Origin of the sequence: Pseudomonas sp. HPB0071 (assembly GCF_000478505.2) — a bacterium.
Classification (GTDB): domain Bacteria; phylum Pseudomonadota; class Gammaproteobacteria; order Pseudomonadales; family Pseudomonadaceae; genus Chryseomonas; species Chryseomonas luteola.
The window spans coordinates 2,974,708-2,994,820 of sequence record NZ_KI517367.1; the positions used below are offsets into that span (position 1 = coordinate 2,974,708).

Sequence of the window (20,113 nt, forward strand, 5' to 3'; positions counted from 1 at the left end):
GCCGAGATACCTATGGATAAATTGATTATTACCGGTGGCGCCAGCCTAAACGGAGAGATCCGTATTTCAGGCGCAAAAAACTCTGCCTTGCCGATCCTGGCTGCCACCTTGCTTGCGGATACGCCTGTAACTGTTTGCAATCTGCCGCATCTGCATGACATCACTACCATGATCGAATTGTTCGGTCGTATGGGGGTGCAGCCGGTTATCGACGAAAAGCTCAACGTTGAAGTAAATGCTTCGACTATCAAGACGCTTGTAGCGCCCTATGAGCTGGTCAAGACTATGCGCGCCTCTATTCTGGTGCTGGGTCCGATGCTGGCTCGTTTCGGTGAAGCCGAAGTCGCACTGCCCGGCGGATGTGCCATTGGCTCGCGTCCGGTCGATTTGCACCTGCGCGGCCTTGAGGCGATGGGTGCCCAGATTGAAGTCGAGGCAGGCTATATCAAAGCCAAGGCTCCAGCGGGCGGCCTGCGTGGCGCACATTACTTCTTTGATACCGTCAGTGTAACCGGTACTGAAAACGTTCTGATGGCGGCAACGCTGGCCAAAGGACGTAGCGTCATCCAGAATGCTGCACGTGAGCCGGAAGTCGTGGATCTAGCCAATTGCCTGATCGCCATGGGAGCCCATATTGAAGGTGCCGGTACCGATACCATTACGGTAGAAGGTGTCGAGCGTCTGGGTGGTGCCCGTTATTCCGTACTGCCCGACCGTATCGAGACGGGTAGTTATCTGGTTGCGGCGGCGGCTACCCGTGGTCGCGTCAAGCTCAAGGATACTGATCCTTCTATTCTCGAAGCCGTTCTGCTCAAGCTGGAAGAGGCAGGTGCCCACGTTTCTACTGGATCCAATTGGATCGAGCTGGACATGAAAGGGAATCGACCTAAGGCAGTCAATGTGCGTACTGCACCGTACCCTGCATTCCCAACAGATATGCAGGCGCAGTTCATCTCCATGAACGCTGTGGCAGAAGGCACAGGAACGGTCGTTGAAACGATCTTTGAAAACCGCTTCATGCACGTCTATGAAATGACTCGCATGGGCGCTCAGATCGCTGTGGAAGGTAATGCTGCCATCGTAACCGGCATTCCTCACCTGAAGGCTGCCCCCGTAATGGCTACTGACTTGCGTGCATCGGCCAGCCTGGTAATCGCTGCGCTAGTAGCGGAAGGCGATACCCTGATCGACCGCATCTACCATATCGATCGGGGTTATGAGTGCATCGAGGAAAAGCTACAACTTCTGGGTGCTAAAATTCGCCGTGTTCCGGGTTAAGGGCTCATGCTGACTATCGCGCTTTCAAAAGGCCGAATCCTGAACGATACGCTGCCGCTTCTTGCGGCGGCGGGTATCGTCCCAACTGAAGACCCCGATAAAAGCCGCAAGCTGATCATCCCCACAAGTCTGGATGATGTGCGCTTGTTGATCGTACGTGCGACTGACGTGCCGACCTACGTTGAGCAAGGCGCAGCTGACTTGGGTGTTGCGGGAAAGGATGTGCTTATGGAGCACTCTGGCCAAGGACTCTACGAGCCGCTGGATCTGCAGATCGCCAAATGCCGGCTGATGACAGCGGGTGCAGTAGATGCTCCAGAGCCACGTGGCCGCCTCAAGGTAGCGACCAAGTTTGTCAATATCGCCAAACGTTACTATGCCGAGCAGGGACGTCAGGTCGATATCATCAAGCTCTATGGCTCCATGGAGCTTGCACCGCTAGTGGGGCTGGCTGACAAGATCATTGACGTGGTCGATACAGGTAATACCTTGCGCGCCAATGGGCTTGAGCCACAGGAGCTGATTGCCCATGTTAGCTCTCGATTGATCGTCAACAAGGCTTCGATGAAGATGCAGCACGCGCGTATCCAGGCGCTGATCGATGTGCTGCGTGCTACGGTCGAAGAGCGACACCAGGCCTGACCTTTCGCACGGCTGATGCCGTGCCTGCCTATCCGTGTCATAGCCAATTTTCTCAGGTACCCGCACGGCAGGGCTGATACTCTAGCGGTGCCTGAGACTAGCCATTGATAAGAGGCTTCGCTATGACCGCACCGATTACGCTTCGCCGACTCGACGCTGCCGATCCTGATTTCGCGCGTCATCTGGATCATCTGCTGAGCTGGGAAAGTGTTTCTGACGCTGGCGTCAATCAGCGAGTCCTGGAGATTATCGAGGCTGTTCGCACCCGAGGGGATGAAGCTCTGGTGGAGTTCACACAGCGCTTTGATGGCGTCCAGGCTAGCTCAATGGCTGATCTGATTCTGCCTCGCGAAAGACTTGAGTTGGCTCTTACGCGCATTACCGATGAGCAGCGAAATGCTCTTGAGCATGCAGCAGATCGTGTTCGCAGCTATCACGAAAAGCAAAAGCAGGACTCCTGGCGTTATACGGAAGCGGATGGCACCGTTCTTGGGCAGCAAGTGACGCCGCTTGATCGGGCTGGGTTATATGTACCTGGCGGTAAGGCTTCCTATCCCTCTTCGGTGTTGATGAACGCCATTCCTGCCAAGGTTGCCGGTGTTGCTGAAGTTGTAATGGTCGTGCCAACGCCTCGTGGTGAAATCAACGAGCTGGTGCTCGCTGCCGCGTGCATTGCAGGCGTGGACCGCGTTTTTACTGTGGGTGGTGCGCAAGCAGTAGCGGCACTGGCTTACGGTACGCAAAGCGTCCCTCGTGTGGACAAGATTGTAGGGCCAGGCAATATCTATGTTGCAACGGCCAAGCGTCATGTCTTCGGACAGGTGGGTATCGACATGATTGCCGGGCCCTCCGAGATTCTAGTGGTCTGTGATGGCCAGACTGATCCTGACTGGATCGCCATGGATCTGTTTTCTCAGGCTGAGCATGATGAAGATGCCCAGTCGATACTTGTCAGCCCTGATGCCGAGTTTCTGGACAGGGTTGCTGAAAGTATCGCTCGTCTTCTGCCTACAATGGAGCGTGCTGAAATCATCCGAACGTCCTTGGAAGGACGAGGTGCTCTGATTCATGTTGCCGATCAGGCTCGGGCCTGCGAGGTCGTCAATCGCATTGCGCCTGAGCATTTGGAGCTCTCTGTAGCTGATCCTGAAGCCTGGTTGCCGGGCATTCGCCACGCGGGCGCGATCTTCATGGGGCGTTATACCGCTGAGGCACTGGGGGATTATTGTGCAGGGCCCAACCATGTTCTACCCACGTCCGGCACTGCACGTTTCTCTTCTCCTTTGGGCGTGTATGACTTCCAGAAGCGCTCGTCCTTGATCTTTTGTTCCGCGGATGGCGCTTCAGTGCTGGGGCGTACCGCCTCGGTGCTTGCGCGTGGGGAGTCCCTGACAGCTCATGCGCGCAGCGCTGAATACCGGATCAAGGAGTGATGTCATGAGTCGATTCTGGAGCCCCTTTGTCGAGAAGCTGGTGCCGTATGTACCTGGCGAGCAGCCCAAGATTGCCAATCTGGTAAAACTCAACACCAACGAAAACCCCTACGGCCCTTCGCCCAAGGTTATTGATGCTATACGGGCTGAGCTGGGCGAGGGCTTGCGGCTGTATCCTGATCCCAATGGGGATCGGTTGAAGCAGGCGGTAGCAGAGTATTATTCAATCAATGTCGAGCAAGTGTTTGTAGGCAATGGTTCGGATGAAGTGCTTGCCCATATCTTTCACGGCTTGTTTCAGCACAAGGCGCCCTTGCTGTTCCCGGACATTTCTTACAGCTTCTATCCAGTGTACTGTGGATTGTATGAGATTCCATTCGAAGCGTTGCCATTGGATGAGCACTATCAGATCAATCTGGGCGACTATATCCGGCCTAACGCCGGTATTATTTTTCCCAATCCCAACGCGCCTACAGGGTGTCCGGTAGGGTTGGAGCACATCGAGTCGCTTCTGCAAAAGAACACGGACTCGGTTGTTGTGGTTGATGAAGCCTATGTGGATTTTGGTGGCGAGACTGCTATTTCACTGGTGGGTCGTTATCCAAATCTGCTAGTGACTCAAACGCTCTCCAAGTCTCGCTCTCTGGCAGGCTTGAGGGTTGGGCTGGCAGTAGGTCATCCCGATCTCATCGAGGCATTGGAGCGTATCAAGAACAGTTTCAATTCATACCCGCTTGATCGGTTGGCGCTGGCAGGCGCCGTCGCAGCGTTTGAAGACAGGGATTATTTCAGTCAAACGTGCGGAGCAGTGATTGAAAGCCGAACGGTGCTGGTAGCCGAATTGGAAGCACTGGGTTTCCATGTGCTGCCCTCTGCTGCAAATTTCGTGTTCGCTCAGCATCCTTCGTATGAGGGGGCTGAATTGGCGGCTGCATTGCGTGAAAGACGCGTCATTGTGCGTCACTTCAATAAGCCTCGAATCGATAAGTTCTTGCGTATCACTATTGGTACGCCAGAACAAAATGCTGTTTTGATCGAGGCGTTGAAGGACTACGGACTCGCCTGATGGAAGAAGAAACGGCGCTATGGGGCGCCGTTTTTTTGTGCTGACTCATCAGGGGAGGGCCCGGATGACGTGCTGGTATCAATGGGTGGCCTTAAACCTATGATTCCGGTCAGTTTGAGCGGCTTGCCATTGCGAAGCACTTCTATCGAGATTTTGTCTCCAGGTCTGCTGCGTGCGACCTGATTCATGGACTGGCGACCATCGATCGCAGGTTCGTTGTCTAGCTTAAGCAGAATGTCGCCTGGCTGCAGGCCGGCACGTTGTGCCGGACCGTTGGGGTAAACCCCAGAAACGACAATGCCGTCCTGATTAGGCAGGTTGAACGAGGCGGCAAGCTCTGGGGAAATACGTTCTACCTCAACACCTAGCCAGCCGCGAATTACCTGGCCGTGGGCAATGATTGATTGCATGACGTCCATGGCCAGTTTGATGGGTATGGCGAAGCCGATACCCTGCGAGCCACCGGATAAAATCGCTGTGTTGATCCCAATCAGATTGCCGTTGGCATCTACCAGTGCCCCACCAGAGTTACCCAGGTTGATGGCTGCATCTGTCTGGATGAAATCCTCATAGGTATTTAGCCCCAGCTGGTTACGGCCTGTGGCACTGATAATGCCCATGGTCACCGTCTGACCTACGCCGAACGGGTTGCCAATAGCCAGTGCCACATCCCCGATGCGAATGGCTTCCGAATGGCCGATGGAGATGGCCGGAAGACTATTCAGATCAATCTTGAGAACAGCCAGATCTGTATCGGGATCGCTTCCTATCAGATGCGCCACCGTCTGCCGGCCATCCTGTAACGCCACGACAATGGTATCGGCGTCAGAGGTGACATGGTTGTTGGTCAGCAGATAGCCTTCATGGCTCATGATCACTGCCGAACCCAGGCTCAGCTCTTCGTTACTCTTTGGTGGATTCTTATCAAAGTAGGGTTTGAATAAGGGGTCATCCTGAATTGGCGCGCTGGGCTTCTTGGGATGCTTGGTCGAACGTAGTGAAACTACGGCCGGAGCTGCCTTACTGGCGGCATCAGCATAAGAGACCGGGCCTTGAGTGCGAGGAGAGGTCTCAGTCGTCTGCTCGAAGTGTACCTGCTGCTTGGGCAAGCCTACCCATTCAGGAAATCGAATGACTACCACCGCTGCCAGCAGGATGCCTACCACGATGGGCCAGCCGTAGGAGCGCAAGGCCTTTAACATTATTACCAATCCTTGTTGCGAGGCCTGTGTACGGCCGATAAGGTGCGGCCATTATACGGAGCTGCCTTTGTCTATAAAGACATGCGAACCGATTGGTAGAGCCTGTTTAATGGAGAATATAACCATGACCATAGCCTTGACGACACTGCTGGATGAGGCGAACCGCTATCTTGATGCTGCTGCAATCAAGGATTACTGCCCCAATGGCCTGCAAGTGGAAGGTCGCGCTACGGTGGCTCGTATCGTTAGCGGTGTGACCGCAAGCCAGGCGTTGTTGGATGCCGCGATAGAGGCGGGGGCCGACATGGTGCTTGTGCACCACGGCTACTTCTGGAAAAGCGAGGATCCGCGTGTCATTGGAATGAAGCAGCGTCGACTCAAGACCTTGATCATTAATGACGTGAGCCTGGTGGCTTATCACCTGCCGCTCGATTTGCATCCTGTGGTGGGTAATAACGTTCAGCTGGCCGAGCGCTTGGGTATCACGGTTGAGGGAGGGATCGAGCCAGGTAATCCACGCTCTATCGTTTTGCAAGGGACACTAAGTGAACCGCGTACCGCTGCCGAGTTTGCAGCTCATATCAAGCATGTTCTAGGGCGCGAACCTCTCGTAATCGAGGGTGATCGCCCCATCAAGCGGATCGCCTGGTGTACAGGGGGAGCCCAGGGTTATATCGATCAGGCTATCACCGCTGGTGTTGATGCCTATCTTACAGGTGAAGTATCGGAGCAGACCGTTCACAGTGCGCGTGAAAATGGCATCAGTTTTTTTGCGGCTGGCCATCATGCGACCGAGCGTTACGGCGTTCAGGCTTTGGGAGAGTATCTTGCAGGACGTTTTGGCATAGAGCATGTCTTCATCGACAGTTCAAATCCGGCTTGAATATATATATAGAACACTTGGTTCTAAGCAGGCTCCTGAATAGAAGAGTTATGCTGTGGTATCGTGAATGTTCGTCCACGGCCCGCTGGCCGTCCCTCCGCAATTCCGTGAGTAGCCATGCTCGATAAACTGACTCATTTGAAACAGCTCGAAGCGGAAAGCATCCACATCATTCGTGAGGTGGCCGCCGAATTCGACAACCCTGTGATGTTGTATTCCATCGGTAAAGATTCCGCGGTAATGCTGCATCTGGCGCGTAAAGCCTTTTTTCCCGGCAAGTTGCCGTTTCCTGTTCTGCACGTCGATACAGGCTGGAAATTCAAAGCCATGTACGAGTTTCGTGATCGCATGGTCAAGGAAATGGGACTGGATCTTCTGATTCACCAAAACCCAGAAGGCGTCGCTCAGGGAATCAATCCCTTTACACATGGTAGCGCCAAGCATACCGATGTGATGAAGACTCAAGGCCTCAAACAGGCACTGGATAAATACGGCTTCGACGCTGCCTTTGGCGGCGCACGTCGCGATGAAGAAAAGTCTCGTGCCAAGGAGCGCGTCTATTCGTTCCGTGACACTAAACACCGCTGGGATCCAAAGAACCAGCGCCCGGAGTTGTGGAATATCTACAACGGCAACATCAATAAGGGCGAGTCGATTCGGGTCTTCCCGCTTTCGAACTGGACCGAGCTGGATATCTGGCAATACATCTATCTGGAGAGTATCCCGATCGTTCCGCTGTACTTTGCGGCAGAGCGGGACGTCATCGAGAAGAATGGCACGCTCATCATGATCGACGACGAGCGTATTCTCGATCACCTTTCCGACGAGGAAAAAGCACGTATTCAGAAGCAGCAGGTCCGCTTCCGTACCCTGGGTTGCTATCCACTTACCGGGGCGGTCGAGTCTTCTGCGGCTACGCTACCCGATATCATTCAGGAAATGCTGCTGACTCGGACCTCCGAGCGTCAGGGTCGAGTCATTGACCATGATGCGGCGGGGTCAATGGAAGAGAAGAAACGTCAGGGGTATTTCTAATATGTCGCATCAATCCGAACTGATTAGTCAGGACATCCTGGCATACCTGGCCCAGCACGAGCGCAAGGAGCTACTTCGCTTCCTGACGTGCGGCAACGTAGATGATGGCAAGAGCACCCTTATTGGTCGCCTGCTGCATGATTCCAAGATGATCTATGAAGATCATCTTGAGGCAATTACTCGCGACTCCAAGAAAGTCGGTACCACAGGCGAGGAAGTGGATCTGGCGCTGCTGGTGGATGGCTTGCAGGCCGAGCGTGAGCAGGGCATCACCATTGATGTGGCGTATCGTTATTTTTCTACGGCCAAGCGCAAGTTCATCATTGCCGATACTCCTGGTCATGAGCAGTACACTCGCAATATGGCAACCGGTGCGTCCACTTGTGACCTTGCGATTATCCTGATCGACGCACGTTACGGTGTGCAGACCCAAACACGTCGTCACAGTTTTATTGCATCGCTGCTCGGCATCAAGCACGTTGTGGTTGCGGTGAACAAGATGGATCTGCTGGGCTTTGACGAAGCGGTTTTCAACCGGATCCGCGAGGATTACCTGAGCTTTGCCGAGCGCATCAATCTGGGCGCCAAGGACATTCACTTTGTCCCGATGTCAGCGCTCAAGGGCGATAACGTGGTCAATCGCAGCGAGCAAACGCCCTGGTATACCGGCAAGCCGCTGATGGAAATTCTGGAAACCGTCGAGATCTCAGCCGATCGCAATGTCACCGACATGCGCTTTCCGGTCCAGTACGTAAACCGTCCAAACCTGAACTTCCGCGGATTTGCCGGTACTCTGGCCTCTGGCGTGGTGCATAAGGGTGATGAGGTTGTTGTGCTGCCATCAGGCAAGGGTAGCCGCGTGAAATCCATCGTCACGTTCGAGGGCGAGCTGGAGCAGGCTATTCCTGGTCAGGCCGTTACGCTGACGCTTGAAGATGAAATCGATATCTCCCGTGGAGATCTGCTGGTTCATCCAGATAATCGCCCCCAAGTGGCGGACAGCTTCGAAGCCATGCTGGTTTGGATGGCTGAAGAGCCCATGCTGCCTGGCAAGAAATACGATATCAAGCGTGCAACCAGCTATGTCCCTGGCTCTCTGCCCAGCATCGTGCATACAGTTGATGTAAACACGCTGGAAAAAGGTCAGGCCAGCCAGCTCAAGCTGAACGAGATTGCGCGGGTCAAGGTCAGCCTGGATGCCCCTATCGCTCTAGACAGTTACGAGCGCAACCGTACCACGGGTGCCTTCATCGTTATCGATCGGCTTACCAATGGTACGGTCGGCGCAGGCATGATCATCGCGGATCCCAAGGTGGGCGGTACTACCGATCAGCATGGCCATCAGCTACATGTCTCCACTGAGGAGCGCGCGGCTCGGTTTGGCCAGCAGCCTGCTACGGTGCTCTTTACAGGTCTTTCCGGCGCAGGCAAGAGCACGCTGGCGTACGCAGTCGAGCGCAAGCTGTTCGATGCCGGACGTGCGGTGTATGTACTGGATGGGCAGAACCTGCGTCATGACCTTAACAAGGGGCTTCCGCAGGATCGTGCAGGGCGTCGTGAGAATTGGCTTCGGGCGGCCCATGTGGCCCGTCAGTTCAATGAGGCCGGCCTATTGACCCTTGCCGCATTCGTAGCACCGGACGCCGAAGGGCGTGAGCAGGCCAAGACTCTGATTGGTCCTGAGCGGGTCATTACAGTATACGTTCAGGCCTCTCCACAGGCATGTCGTGAACGCGATCCTCAGGGGCTGTATGCGGCTGAGGGTGACAACATCCCGGGTGAGTCCTTCCCCTACGATGTGCCGCTAAACGCCGATCTGGTAATCGATACGCAAAGCCTTTCCATCGAGGAAGGAGCTAGGCAGGTAATTGCCTTGCTGCGGGCCAGAGGTCATATCTAGGTGTTAATAAAAAGCCCGGCTATTGCCGGGCTTTTTATTTATCTTTTCAGCGATGATTCTTAAGGCCGTAGGCCTCATCCAGCCCGCTGTCAGTATCGCCCTTTGGCGCGTAGTCCTTGGGCGCCTCTGCAGGACCGTCCAGGCGGTCGCGTGGTGATGGGTAGTTGTCATTGCTATGCAGGGCCGCTTGTAGGCGCTGGCGTGTCAACTCGTCCAGAGCCAGGCGATCCGCACCTTCGGAAAGGTGACGCTGCACATCCTGGTAATTCTGGGTGAGTTTTTTCACAAGTCCTGCCGTTGTGCTGAAGTGGCTAGTGACCTCATGTTGATAACTGTCAAAGCGCTGCTGAAGCTCGTCAAGCTGGCGTTGTACTCGGTTGGGCGCGGTGCCAGGCATCAGGCGCGCAATCAGAAAGCCGATGCCTATACCAACGAGCAGGGCAATAACAGGCATTAGCCAAATAGTCAGGGACTGGTCCACGAATCTTCCTCTCTGAACGTCTTTTGCATTACGGTAACGGCTTCTTGCTGCGCTTGTACACTGTCCCATGTTAAATAGTGAGCGCAGTCAACGAGCTAGACGAGTCGACCCGATAGAGGGTCACGGAGTTCAGGTGTGTCTACACGAGAAAATCCAGTTTTGATCGAAGGGCCTTCAGGGCCACTCGAAGCCTTGCATCTTGATCAGCCTGACGCCCATGGCGTAGCGATCATCTGCCATCCGCATCCCCTGTTTGACGGGACTATGCACAATAAGGTCATTTCTACGCTGCAACGTACTGTAAGGGATGCAGGCTTTTCCACGCTACGTTTCAACTTTCGAGGCGTAGGACAAAGCGCTGGAAGCTACGGTGAGGGAGCAGGTGAGATTGATGATGCCTATGCGGCTGCACAGTGGTTGATAAGGCAGCACCCAGGGGTACCTTTAACCGTCATGGGGTTTTCATTCGGTGCCTGTGTGGCGGGATGCCTGGCAGGGCGTCTGGAAGGAGACGGGCAGGCATTGACTCGTCTGTTCATGCTGGCTCCTTCTGTCGAACGCTTCGATATTGAAGGTAAGCTACCGCTGCGCTGTCCTTTGACGGTCATTCAGCCCGAGGCCGATGAAGTCGTCACGCCGGAAAAGGTCTATGCCTGGTCTGAAGCGTTGCAGCAGCGCCATGAGTTGATCAAAGTCCCTGAGTGCAGCCATTTCTTTCATGGCAAACTGACCGACCTCAAAGCGCTGGTCCAGCCTCGACTGGACTGATTAAGCCGTTGCGTCCGAAGACGCCGTAATTGGCGGCCATGCCTGATACTGGCCGCCCTAGATGAGAATGCACCATACGCCATGACCACACGTATTCTGACCGGTATTACCACAACCGGTACTCCTCACCTTGGTAATTATGCAGGCGCTATCCGTCCTGCCATTGTAGCCAGTCGCTCGGCCGATACCGACTCGTTTTATTTCCTGGCGGATTATCACGCCTTGATCAAGTGCGATGATCCGTTGCGTATTCAACGCTCTCGCCTTGAAATTGCTGCTACATGGCTGGCGTGTGGTCTTGACCCTGAAAGGGTCACGTTCTATCGCCAATCCGATATTCCGGAAATACCGGAGTTGACATGGCTGTTAACCTGCGTCACCGCCAAAGGCTTGCTCAACCGCGCTCATGCTTACAAGGCCTCCGTTGACAAGAACGTCGCTGCTGGCGAAGACCCGGATGCTGGCGTCACGATGGGGCTATACAGCTATCCGGTCCTGATGGCAGCAGACATCCTGATGTTTAACGCTCATCAAGTACCGGTAGGTCGGGACCAAATCCAGCACGTTGAAATGGCACGTGACATCGCTCAACGCTTCAATCATCTGTTTGGTGCCGGCAAGGATTTCTTTGAGCTGCCTGAAGCGCTTATCGAGGAGACGGTTGCCACTCTGCCGGGGCTGGATGGTCGCAAGATGTCCAAAAGCTACGATAACACGATCCCACTTTTTGGGACCGCCAAGCAGCTCAAGGAGGCGATTGCCCGTATCGTCACTGATTCGCGAGAGCCGGGCGAACCCAAAGATCCGGACAGCGCTCATTTGTTTACGCTTTATCAGGCATTTGCTACAGCCGAGCAGACGGCCGAGTTCCGTCATGATCTGCAGGGTGGTCTGGCTTGGGGGGAGGCCAAGCAGCGTCTGTTCCAGCTTTTGGAGGCAGAGCTGGGCGAGGCAAGAGAGCATTATAATGCATTGATTGCCAAGCCAGACGACATTGAAGACGTTCTTCTGGCCGGTGCTACCAAGGCGCGTAAGATAGCTACACCGTTCCTGGGTGAGTTGCGCGAGGCTGTGGGGCTTCGCTCCCTGAATGCCCAGGTCAAGACTGAAAAGACCAAGAAAAAGGCCGCGAAGCGGGCGCGTTTCGTTAGCTTCCGTGAGCATGATGGTACTTTCCGCTTCAGACTGCTAGCCGCCGATGGCTCTCAACTGCTGCTTTCTCGCGCCTTTGCGGATCCAAAAACCGCTGGGCAGATGACGCAGCGCCTCCAGAGCGAGGCTGGGCAGCTGGAAATCAAGGCAGAAGAGCTACGCTTCACGGTATGGCTGGCTGGCGAGCCTGTGGCAGAAAGCCCGGACTTCGCTAATGCCGATGAGCGTCAACACGCTGTTGATGCCTTGCGTGAAGCATTGGTGGAAATGACTGCCGAGTAATGGCGCCTATCGCCGAGGCGGGCGGCTTAAGCCGCTTGCCTCGTTAATTGTCAACTTGGAAGCTCGCCGCTAAAGTGAGCTCCCCTTCGAATCTATGCAGCCTGTCATGACACCCTTAGAGCGCTACAAGGCCGATCTGGAACGTCCCGACTTTTTTCATGACCCTGCTCAGGAGCAGGCGGTAAAGCATCTTCAGCGGCTTTATGATGACCTGGTTAGCCAGGCAGACAGCAAGCCTGGGTTGCTAGGCCGTCTTTTGGGAAAAAAGCCCGCTGGCCCTGTAAAGGGGCTTTATTTCTGGGGCGGGGTAGGGCGCGGCAAGACCTATCTGGTTGACACCTTTTATGACTCACTTCCCTTCGACAAGAAGATGCGTACCCACTTTCATCGGTTCATGAAGAGAGTGCATGAGGAGTTAAAGACGCTAAAAGGTGAGAAGAACCCATTGACCATCATTGGTCGGCGCTTTGCGGACGAAGCTCGTGTCATCTGCTTTGACGAGTTTTTCGTATCGGACATTACCGACGCCATGATTCTGGCAACGCTGCTGGATGAGCTGTTCAAAAACGGCGTATCGCTAGTGGCAACTTCCAATATCGTCCCTGATGGGCTTTACAAGGATGGATTGCAGCGCGCCCGCTTCCTGCCTGCGATTGAGTTGCTGAAGCAGCACACCGAAATCGTCAATGTCGACAGCGGTGTGGATTATCGTTTGCGTGCGCTGGAGCAGGCTGAGCTTTATCACTGGCCGTTAACGGAGCAGGCCGAGACGGAAATGGCCAAAAGCTTCAAGGCGCTTACGGTGGAGTGCGGTAGTGCATCAACTGGTGAGCCGTTGGTTATCGAGAACCGGGAGATCAAACCACGCAAGACGTGCGACGATGTAGCCTGGTTCGAGTTTCGAGAGCTCTGTGACGGTCCTCGTAGCCAGAACGACTACATTGAGCTGGGTAAGATCTTTCAGGCGGTACTGGTTTCCAACGTCGAGCAGATGAATGCAACGAAAGACGATATGGCGCGTCGCTTCATCAACCTGGTCGATGAGTTCTACGACCGTAACGTTAAATTGATCCTGTCGGCAGAAGTTGAGCTTAAGGATCTGTATGCAGGTGGACGGCTCGAGTTTGAATTTCAGCGTACGCTGAGCCGTTTGCTGGAAATGCAATCCCACGAATATCTGTCGAGAGCGCATAAGCCATAAAATTCAGGGGTCGCAAGAGCGGCCCTGCTGCTATCTGGAACTGGCTGCATCCAATCCGGTTCGAATACCGTAATGGTAACGACAGGAGTCAATGTGGCTACTTCACCTTTCAATGAGTGGGACGGCACGCCCGCCGCTGCGCGCAAACAGCAGATTGAGCTGGCCAAGCAGGTCAGGCTGGAGGATGACTTTCCTTCGCTGCGTCTGATTGCTGGCGTGGATGTAGGCTTTGAGGAGGAGGGCACCGTGACCCGTGCTGCGGCCATCCTGCTCAATGCTGAAACATTGGATCCCATTGCTCAGGCGGTAACTCGTATCCCCACCAATATGCCCTACATTCCTGGGTTGCTTTCCTTTCGAGAGCTGCCTGCGGTTCTGCAGGCCTTATCGGAGCTGCCTGAAACCCCGGACCTGATCTTTTGCGATGGTCACGGGATTGCTCACCCAAGGCGCTTGGGTATTGCTGCCCACTTGGGGGTCGTTACAGGACTGCCAACGATAGGGGTTGCGAAAAAAATCCTGACGGGAAGCCATGAACCTTTGGCAGAAACACGGGGCTCTCAAGTGGACCTGCTTGCCAAGGGAGAGTTGATTGGCACTGTTTTACGCAGCAAGGACAAGGTAAAGCCTCTGATCGTGTCGCCCGGTAATCGGGTCAGTTTGAAAACAGCACCGGAACTGGTTCTGGCGTGCGTGCATAAACACCGCCTGCCCGAGCCGACCCGATTGGCTGATCGACTGGCTTCTCGGCGAGACAAGTCTTCTCAGACATCAGGTCAGCTTGAGGATCAGGGTGATTTATTCTCGTAGCGTAAGCGCTTTCTTGAGAGAAAGCGCTTTTCCGTTAGGGCGCTGGATTGGGTTGGACTTTATGAATGGCCTCAATGCCTGCGACCACTTCCTCTGATAGCGTCAGGTTTGTGCTGTCGAGATTGCTTTGAAGCTGCTCCAGAGAGGTCGCTCCAATGATATTGCTGGTAACAAATGGACGGCTGGTAACGTAAGCCAGTGCCATTTGTGCAGGATCAAGGCCGTGCTGCTTGGCTAGCTGAACGTATTGTTCGGTAGCTCGCATCGTTTCAGGATTGTTGTAGCGAGTGAAGCGGCTGAACAGTGTCAGGCGTGCGTGTTCCGGCCTTGCACCGTTGGCATACTTTCCGGTTAGCATGCCAAACGCCAGTGGCGAATAGGCCAGGAGCCCGCATTGCTCGCGGATAGCGATTTCCGCCAGACCTACTTCAAAGGATCGGTTCAGGAGGTTGTAGGGGTTCTGAATGGTGACTGCACGTGGCCAGCCGCGCTCTTCCGCCAGTTGAAGAAAGCGCATCGTGCCCCATGGTGTCTCATTGGAAAGTCCGATATGGCGAATCTTTCCCGCCTGGACCTGCTCATTCAAGACTTCAAGCGTTTCCTCAAGCGGCGTAAACGTCTTGTCATTATGGACATAGCCCAGCTTGCCGAAAAAATTGGTTTCTCGATCCGGCCAATGCAATTGATAAAGGTCGATGTAATCCGTTTGCAGACGTTCAAGGCTACCTTCCAGTGCCGCGACAATGTGCTGCCGGTTGTGCTTTAGGTTGCCGTCACGGATGTGGGAAATGTTATTGCCCGGCCCGGCAACCTTGCTGGTCAGGATCCATTGGTCACGGTTGCCTCGTTTCTTGAAGTAATTTCCGATAATGCGTTCTGTCTGGCCATAGGTCTCTGGTCGCGGAGGGACAGGGTACATCTCGGCGGCATCCATGAAATTGATGCCATGTTCTGCTGCCCGGTCTATTTGAGCGAAAGCTTCATCCTGGGTGTTCTGCTCTCCCCAGGTCATGGTGCCCAGGCAGAGTTCGCTGACGCTGATGGTGGTTCGTCCAAGGCTACGATACTTCATTTAATTTCCTTTCTTGATGTGATAACAGTTGATATTTTCACAGTAATCGTCATAATTCCGCAGCTTTATTGACAGGGGATGCCTAGCCTGTCGATTTTCGCCGTAGCGGACGCGCTGACCCGAGCCCCCGATTAGCGTCTGTTTCCGGCTGCCCTTGACTTGTCAAGGATCGTACTGTTCTGTAAGATTTGCCGTCTTTTTTCAGGCGGCCCTGAGGCCATAACGAATGAAAACCTTCACAGCAAAACCGGAAACTGTTAAGCGCGACTGGTATGTCGTCGACGCTGCCGGCCAGACCCTGGGTCGTCTGGCTACTGAAATTGCTAGCCGTCTGCGTGGCAAGCATAAGCCGGAATACACTCCTCATGTTGATACTGGCGACTATATCGTTGTTATCAATGCCGAGCAGGTTCGTGTAACTGGCGCCAAAACTACCGACAAGATGTACTACCACCATTCCGGCTTCCCGGGTGGTATCAAGTCGATCAACTTCGAAAAGCTGATCGCTCGTGCTCCTGAGCGCGTTATCGAAACCGCAGTCAAAGGTATGCTGCCGAAGAACCCACTGGGTCGCGACATGTATCGTAAGCTGAAGGTTTACAAAGGTAGCGTTCATCCGCATACCGCTCAGCAGCCTCAAGAACTGAAGATTTAAACGGGATAGTACATAATGTCGGCGACTCAAAATTACGGTACTGGCCGTCGTAAGACAGCTACCGCTCGCGTTTTCCTGCGTCCGGGCACTGGCCAGATTTCCATCAATAATCGTAACATCGACGTATTTTTCGGTCGTGAAACAGCTCGCATGGTTGTTCGTCAGCCGCTTGAGCTGACTGAAACCCTCGAAAAATTCGACGTGTACGTAACTGTTGCGGGTGGCGGTGTTAGCGGCCAGGCCGGTGCTATTCGTCACGGTATCACTCGTGCTCTGATCGAATACGACGAAACCTACCGCAGCTCTCTGCGCAAAGCGGGTTATGTTACCCGTGACGCGCGTGAAGTTGAGCGTAAGAAAGTCGGTCTGCGTAAAGCGCGTAAGCGTCCGCAGTACTCCAAGCGTTAAGCTCCAGCAGCTTCGCTTGCAAAACCCAGTCTCTTTCGAGACTGGGTTTTTTTTTGCCCTGCGTCTGTTGCCTAGCTATGTTTGGGCAGGTTTGGCTAAAGCAGATGAATAGGTTCTCTCGTTGAATTTAAGTATCCTCTGCCTTCGCGTGACATGGCTTGGGTGGTGGTGGCCGAAGGGGCTTTGAATGAGTGATGGGGGTGTCAATCAGGGGCGTCGCCGACTATTGGTGGCGGCAACCTCGGTAATAGGCGCAGTGGGGGTCGCTGGCGCCGCTATCCCGTTTATTAAATCATGGTCTCCAAGTGCCAAGGCGAAAGCCGCTGGCGCTCCGATAAGGGTCAATATTTCCAAGTTGGAGCCGGGGCGGCAAATTGTTATTGAATGGCGTGGTCAGCCTGTTTTTGTACTCAGGCGTGGCGCAGATGCATTGGAGCGCCTGTCGAGGTTGGAAAATCAGCTGGCTGACCCTGATTCTCATGACTCAATACAGCCCGATTATGTAAACAGTCGCTTGCGTTCAATCAGGCCGGATGTGCTGGTCGTGGTAGGTGTTTGCACTCATTTAGGCTGCTCCCCGATCTTTAGGCCGGAAGTTGCTCCTGCTGACCTAGGAACGGAGTGGTTGGGAGGATATTTCTGCCCATGTCATGGCTCACGCTATGATCTGGCTGGAAGGGTGTACAAGGCGCAGCCTGCGCCGCTCAACCTAGTGGTTCCGCCTTACGCTTACGAGTCTGAACATATTATTGTGATAGGCATGAGTCAAAAGGAGGCGGGATGAGCAGGTTGAAGGCTTGGCTAAATGCTCGTTTTCCTGCTTCGCGTCTATGGAGCGAGCACCTAAGCCACTATTACGCACCCAAGAACTTTAATGTCCTTTATTTTTTTGGATCCCTGGCCTTGCTTGTCCTGTTCAACCAATTGGTAACAGGCATTTGGTTGGCGATGAGCTATACCCCCACGGCAGCAGGTGCCTTTGCTTCAATTGAATACATCATGCGCGATGTCGATTACGGCTGGCTCATTCGTTATCTGCATTCAACAGGCGCCTCAGCTGTTTTTATTGTTGTCTACCTGCATATGTTTCGAAGCCTGCTCTATGGGTCTTACCAAAAGCCGCGCGAGTTAGTCTGGGTCTTTGGCATGTTGCTGTATCTTCTACTCATGGCCGAGGCGTTCATGGGATACCTGCTGCCTTGGGGGCAGATGTCTTATTGGGGGGCTCAGGTAATCATCGCTCTGTTTGGCGCCATTCCTGTGGTGGGCGAAGACCTGGCGCAATGGATACGCGGCGATTACCTAATTTCAGGTATTACGCTCAATCGCTTCTTTGCGCTGCATGTTATCGCGCTGCCACTACTGCTGGTCGGATTGGTGGTGCTGCATATTCTTGCCCTGCACGAAGTGGGTTCCAATAATCCGCTGGGGGTGGATATCAGAAAAAGCCTTGATGAAACGGGTAGGCCGCTTGATGGTATTCCCTTTCATCCGTATTACACCGTCAAAGACCTAATGGGTGTGGCGGTCTTTCTCTTTATCTTCTGTAGCGTGGTTTTCTTCTTTCCTGAAGGTGGTGGTTATTTTCTGGAGAGATCGAATTTTGAAATTGCCGATCCGCTGAAGACGCCTGAGCATATCGCTCCAGTTTGGTATTTCACGCCTTTTTACGCGATGCTTCGAGCTGTGCCTGACAAGCTGGCCGGCATCATGATTATGGGAGCAGCTGTTGCCGTCCTATTCGTAGTGCCCTGGCTAGATCGCAGTCCTGTAAAGTCGATGCGCTTCAAAGGATGGATGAGCCGATTGGCGCTGTTGCTCTTTTGTATGGCCTTTGTAGCGCTTGGCGTACTAGGGGTTCTTCCCCCTACGTCTGAACGGATTTTTCTATCTCGCTTGGCTACTGTGCTGTACTTTGGCTATTTCGTCTTCATGCCGTTTTACACCCGTGTCGAGCGGGTAGGTCTGGTACCTGAGAGGGTAGTAAGGTGATGCTGTTCAGGCTAATGGCATTGCTGGTGCTCACGTGTATGCCATTAGCCCTGAAGGGGGCGGAAAATGTTCCGTTTGAGAAGGTTCGCGTTGACCTTTCTGACAAGGCCGCCCTTCAGGAAGGGGCGCGCACCTTTGTTAATTTTTGTATGGGGTGTCATGGCACCCAGTATCAGCGTTATGAGCATGTAGCTAGGGACCTTTCCATTCCTGAGGATGTTCTACAAAAAACACTGATTTTTACTGAGGCCAAGCCAGGCGATCACATGACTTCAAGTATGCGTGCTGAGGATGCAATGGGCTGGTTTGGCGCCGTACCTCCTGATTTGACGCTGGTGGCTCGCGTTCGAGGGGAAGACTGGCTGTATCACTATCTCAAAGGATTTTATGAAGATCCCTCCAGGCCCTGGGGCGTGAACAACCTCGTATACCCCAATGTAGCCATGCCAAATGTCCTGGGCGCTTTGCAGGGCCGTCAGGCCTGTCTGCCTGTAGAAGAGAATAGCGCAGGCAGTTGCAGGGAGCTTGTTGTCATTTCAGGGACAGGATCGCAAACCGCTGAGCAGTTTGACCAAACGGTTCGCCATCTTGTGGCTTTTCTAGCGTATTCAGCGGACCCGAATAAAGAAAAGGCTGAGCGGATTGGCGTTTATGTTCTGGCGTATCTGGCAATTCTTTTTGTATTTGCCTACCTGCTCAAGCGAGAATATTGGAAAGACGTCCAATGATGTCTGTTTTTAGTGGGATCTGTGCCGTGAGGTGCGATCGTTTGCCCTGTTTGGGGCTGCACAGCGAAGAAGTGTATGGCTAATGTAACGCGTCTCACCTGTTTTTCTGACTCTAGGGATCCGTACTCGCATCGTGTTCGCCTTGTGCTTGCCGAGAAGCAGGTCGATGTGGAGGTTAAAGATATCGATCCTGCCAGGTATCCGGCAGCACTGGCTGATGCGAATCCCTATAGGACACTACCTGTTCTGCAGGATCGTGATCTTGTGTTATATGACTCGACCATCGTGCTGGAGTATTTGGAGGAGCGCTATCCCCATCCTCCGCTATTGCCGGCTTACCCTGTTGCTCGAGCACAGATGCGATTGCTCATGCATCGCATCCAGAAGGATTGGTGCGACAGCGCTGATGTCATCATGAGTCAGCAAAAAGGAGGTGGTGATGTTCAGCAGGTTCGCCGGCAGCTCGCCAGCAGTCTTACTTCGGTTGCTCCTCTTTTTGCAGACAAAAAATTCTTCTTAAATGAAGAAATGAGTCTGGTTGACTGCTATTTATTGCCTTTGCTCTGGCGTTTACCTGGCCTGGGTGTTGAGTTGCCGCGACAAGCCAAGCCGATTTTTGATTATATGGATCGCCATTTCGTCCGCGATACCTTTCAGGCGAGCTTGTCGCCAGTTGAGCGCGAGATGCGCTGATAGGAGGAACATAATGAATTCAAGCCGTCCCTATTTGATTCGGGCGCTGTATGAGTGGATCGTGGATAACGATTGCACACCGCATATCCTGGTCAATGCGGACTATCCGAATGTGCTGGTTCCGCCGGGCTATGCCAGTGACGGTCAGATTGTTCTCAACGTTGCGCCAGGAGCTATTCGCCAATTGCACATGGATAACGAAGCCGTGAGTTTCGATGGGCGGTTTGGTGGTGTAGCCCATAGTCTCTATGTGCCCACCCAAGCTGTTCTGGCTATCTATGCGCGCGAAAATGGGCAGGGGATGGTGTTTGATCTGGAGCCTTCTTCTCCAGATGATGATCCCAAGGGTAAGTCGGAAGGTTCTGCGCCTAAGTCGGCGCCAAGCAAGCCGCAAGGGCGGCCTAGCCTGAAAGTAGTCAAGTAAAACGAAAC

Annotated in this window: 21 protein-coding genes; 18 read left to right on the forward strand and 3 right to left on the reverse strand. The window is 53.8% G+C overall.

Annotated features, from left to right (window positions below):
* Window positions 1–12: 12 nt before the first annotated feature.
* From murA to hisC, 4 genes are all read left to right on the forward strand, one after another.
* The gene (murA, locus tag HMPREF1487_RS13905) at window positions 13–1,278 is read left to right on the forward strand and encodes a UDP-N-acetylglucosamine 1-carboxyvinyltransferase (protein WP_010797295.1); all 1,266 of its coding nucleotides are present in this window, start codon (window positions 13–15) and stop codon (window positions 1,276–1,278) included.
* A gap of 6 nt (window positions 1,279–1,284) precedes the next feature.
* A complete protein-coding gene (hisG, locus tag HMPREF1487_RS13910; protein WP_010797296.1) occupies window positions 1,285–1,920 on the forward strand; it encodes an ATP phosphoribosyltransferase in 636 nt (211 codons plus the stop codon).
* Between the two features lie 122 nt (window positions 1,921–2,042).
* The gene (hisD, locus tag HMPREF1487_RS13915) at window positions 2,043–3,353 is read left to right on the forward strand and encodes a histidinol dehydrogenase (protein WP_010797297.1); all 1,311 of its coding nucleotides are present in this window, start codon (window positions 2,043–2,045) and stop codon (window positions 3,351–3,353) included.
* A 4-nt stretch (window positions 3,354–3,357) separates the two neighbouring features.
* Entirely contained in the window at window positions 3,358–4,419 is a 1,062-nt protein-coding gene (hisC, locus tag HMPREF1487_RS13920; protein WP_010797298.1) for a histidinol-phosphate transaminase, read from the forward strand.
* A gap of 17 nt (window positions 4,420–4,436) precedes the next feature.
* On the opposite strand, the gene HMPREF1487_RS13925 is transcribed toward hisC, so the two are convergent.
* Window positions 4,437–5,621: a S1C family serine protease gene (locus HMPREF1487_RS13925; protein ID WP_010797299.1), complete on the reverse strand. Its 1,185-nt coding sequence runs from the start codon at window positions 5,619–5,621 to the stop codon at window positions 4,437–4,439.
* A gap of 124 nt (window positions 5,622–5,745) precedes the next feature.
* On the opposite strand from HMPREF1487_RS13925, the gene HMPREF1487_RS13930 reads away from it, so the two are divergent.
* The 3 genes from HMPREF1487_RS13930 (at window position 5,746) to cysN (ending at window position 9,439) form a co-directional block, all read left to right on the forward strand.
* The gene (locus HMPREF1487_RS13930) at window positions 5,746–6,504 is read left to right on the forward strand and encodes a Nif3-like dinuclear metal center hexameric protein (protein WP_010797300.1); all 759 of its coding nucleotides are present in this window, start codon (window positions 5,746–5,748) and stop codon (window positions 6,502–6,504) included.
* A 117-nt stretch (window positions 6,505–6,621) separates the two neighbouring features.
* The gene (gene cysD / locus HMPREF1487_RS13935; RefSeq protein WP_010797301.1) at window positions 6,622–7,539 is read left to right on the forward strand and encodes a sulfate adenylyltransferase subunit CysD; all 918 of its coding nucleotides are present in this window, start codon (window positions 6,622–6,624) and stop codon (window positions 7,537–7,539) included.
* 1 nt (window position 7,540) lies between these two features.
* Complete coding sequence (gene cysN, locus HMPREF1487_RS13940; RefSeq protein WP_037030033.1) at window positions 7,541–9,439, forward strand: sulfate adenylyltransferase subunit CysN; 1,899 nt, start codon at window positions 7,541–7,543, stop codon at window positions 9,437–9,439.
* Between the two features lie 46 nt (window positions 9,440–9,485).
* Here the strand turns inward: cysN and HMPREF1487_RS13945 are convergent, their stop codons facing one another.
* Window positions 9,486–9,920, reverse strand: a complete 435-nt coding sequence (locus HMPREF1487_RS13945) for a Z-ring associated ZapG family protein (RefSeq protein ID WP_010797303.1) — start codon at window positions 9,918–9,920, stop codon at window positions 9,486–9,488.
* A 135-nt stretch (window positions 9,921–10,055) separates the two neighbouring features.
* Here HMPREF1487_RS13945 and HMPREF1487_RS13950 point away from each other — a divergent pair, with 135 nt between their 5' ends.
* The 4 genes from HMPREF1487_RS13950 (at window position 10,056) to nfi (ending at window position 14,133) form a co-directional block, all read left to right on the forward strand.
* The gene (locus HMPREF1487_RS13950; protein WP_010797304.1) at window positions 10,056–10,688 is read left to right on the forward strand and encodes an alpha/beta hydrolase; all 633 of its coding nucleotides are present in this window, start codon (window positions 10,056–10,058) and stop codon (window positions 10,686–10,688) included.
* An 81-nt stretch (window positions 10,689–10,769) separates the two neighbouring features.
* The gene (locus HMPREF1487_RS13955; protein ID WP_010797305.1) at window positions 10,770–12,122 is read left to right on the forward strand and encodes a tryptophan--tRNA ligase; all 1,353 of its coding nucleotides are present in this window, start codon (window positions 10,770–10,772) and stop codon (window positions 12,120–12,122) included.
* Window positions 12,123–12,228: 106 nt separating this feature from the next.
* On the forward strand, window positions 12,229–13,323 hold the full coding sequence (gene zapE / locus HMPREF1487_RS13960) for a cell division protein ZapE (RefSeq protein WP_037030784.1): 1,095 nt from the start codon (window positions 12,229–12,231) through the stop codon (window positions 13,321–13,323).
* Window positions 13,324–13,395: 72 nt separating this feature from the next.
* The gene (gene nfi / locus HMPREF1487_RS13965) at window positions 13,396–14,133 is read left to right on the forward strand and encodes a deoxyribonuclease V (RefSeq protein WP_037030034.1); all 738 of its coding nucleotides are present in this window, start codon (window positions 13,396–13,398) and stop codon (window positions 14,131–14,133) included.
* A gap of 34 nt (window positions 14,134–14,167) precedes the next feature.
* Here nfi and HMPREF1487_RS13970 read toward each other — a convergent pair whose 3' ends face one another.
* Window positions 14,168–15,205, reverse strand: coding sequence for an NADP(H)-dependent aldo-keto reductase (locus tag HMPREF1487_RS13970; protein ID WP_010797308.1), 1,038 nt, complete (start codon window positions 15,203–15,205; stop codon window positions 14,168–14,170).
* Window positions 15,206–15,431: 226 nt separating this feature from the next.
* Here HMPREF1487_RS13970 and rplM point away from each other — a divergent pair, with 226 nt between their 5' ends.
* The 7 genes from rplM (at window position 15,432) to HMPREF1487_RS14005 (ending at window position 20,105) form a co-directional block, all read left to right on the forward strand.
* Window positions 15,432–15,860 (forward strand): 50S ribosomal protein L13, encoded by a 429-nt coding sequence (rplM, locus tag HMPREF1487_RS13975; protein WP_010797309.1) that lies wholly within the window; start codon window positions 15,432–15,434, stop codon window positions 15,858–15,860.
* Window positions 15,861–15,875: 15 nt separating this feature from the next.
* Window positions 15,876–16,268: a 30S ribosomal protein S9 gene (gene rpsI / locus HMPREF1487_RS13980; protein WP_010797310.1), complete on the forward strand. Its 393-nt coding sequence runs from the start codon at window positions 15,876–15,878 to the stop codon at window positions 16,266–16,268.
* 187 nt (window positions 16,269–16,455) lie between these two features.
* Entirely contained in the window at window positions 16,456–17,052 is a 597-nt protein-coding gene (gene petA, locus HMPREF1487_RS13985) for a ubiquinol-cytochrome c reductase iron-sulfur subunit (protein ID WP_010797311.1), read from the forward strand.
* Window positions 17,049–18,260, forward strand: coding sequence for a cytochrome b (locus tag HMPREF1487_RS13990; RefSeq protein ID WP_010797312.1), 1,212 nt, complete (start codon window positions 17,049–17,051; stop codon window positions 18,258–18,260). The genes petA and HMPREF1487_RS13990 overlap by 4 nt, the downstream gene beginning before the upstream one ends.
* Window positions 18,260–18,988: a cytochrome c1 gene (locus HMPREF1487_RS13995; RefSeq protein WP_010797313.1), complete on the forward strand. Its 729-nt coding sequence runs from the start codon at window positions 18,260–18,262 to the stop codon at window positions 18,986–18,988. Before HMPREF1487_RS13990 ends, HMPREF1487_RS13995 begins: the two co-directional genes overlap by 1 nt.
* Before the next feature lie 75 nt (window positions 18,989–19,063).
* On the forward strand, window positions 19,064–19,681 hold the full coding sequence (locus HMPREF1487_RS14000) for a glutathione S-transferase N-terminal domain-containing protein (protein ID WP_010797314.1): 618 nt from the start codon (window positions 19,064–19,066) through the stop codon (window positions 19,679–19,681).
* A gap of 13 nt (window positions 19,682–19,694) precedes the next feature.
* The gene (locus HMPREF1487_RS14005) at window positions 19,695–20,105 is read left to right on the forward strand and encodes a ClpXP protease specificity-enhancing factor (protein ID WP_010797315.1); all 411 of its coding nucleotides are present in this window, start codon (window positions 19,695–19,697) and stop codon (window positions 20,103–20,105) included.
* The last annotated feature ends 8 nt before the right edge of the window (window positions 20,106–20,113 follow it).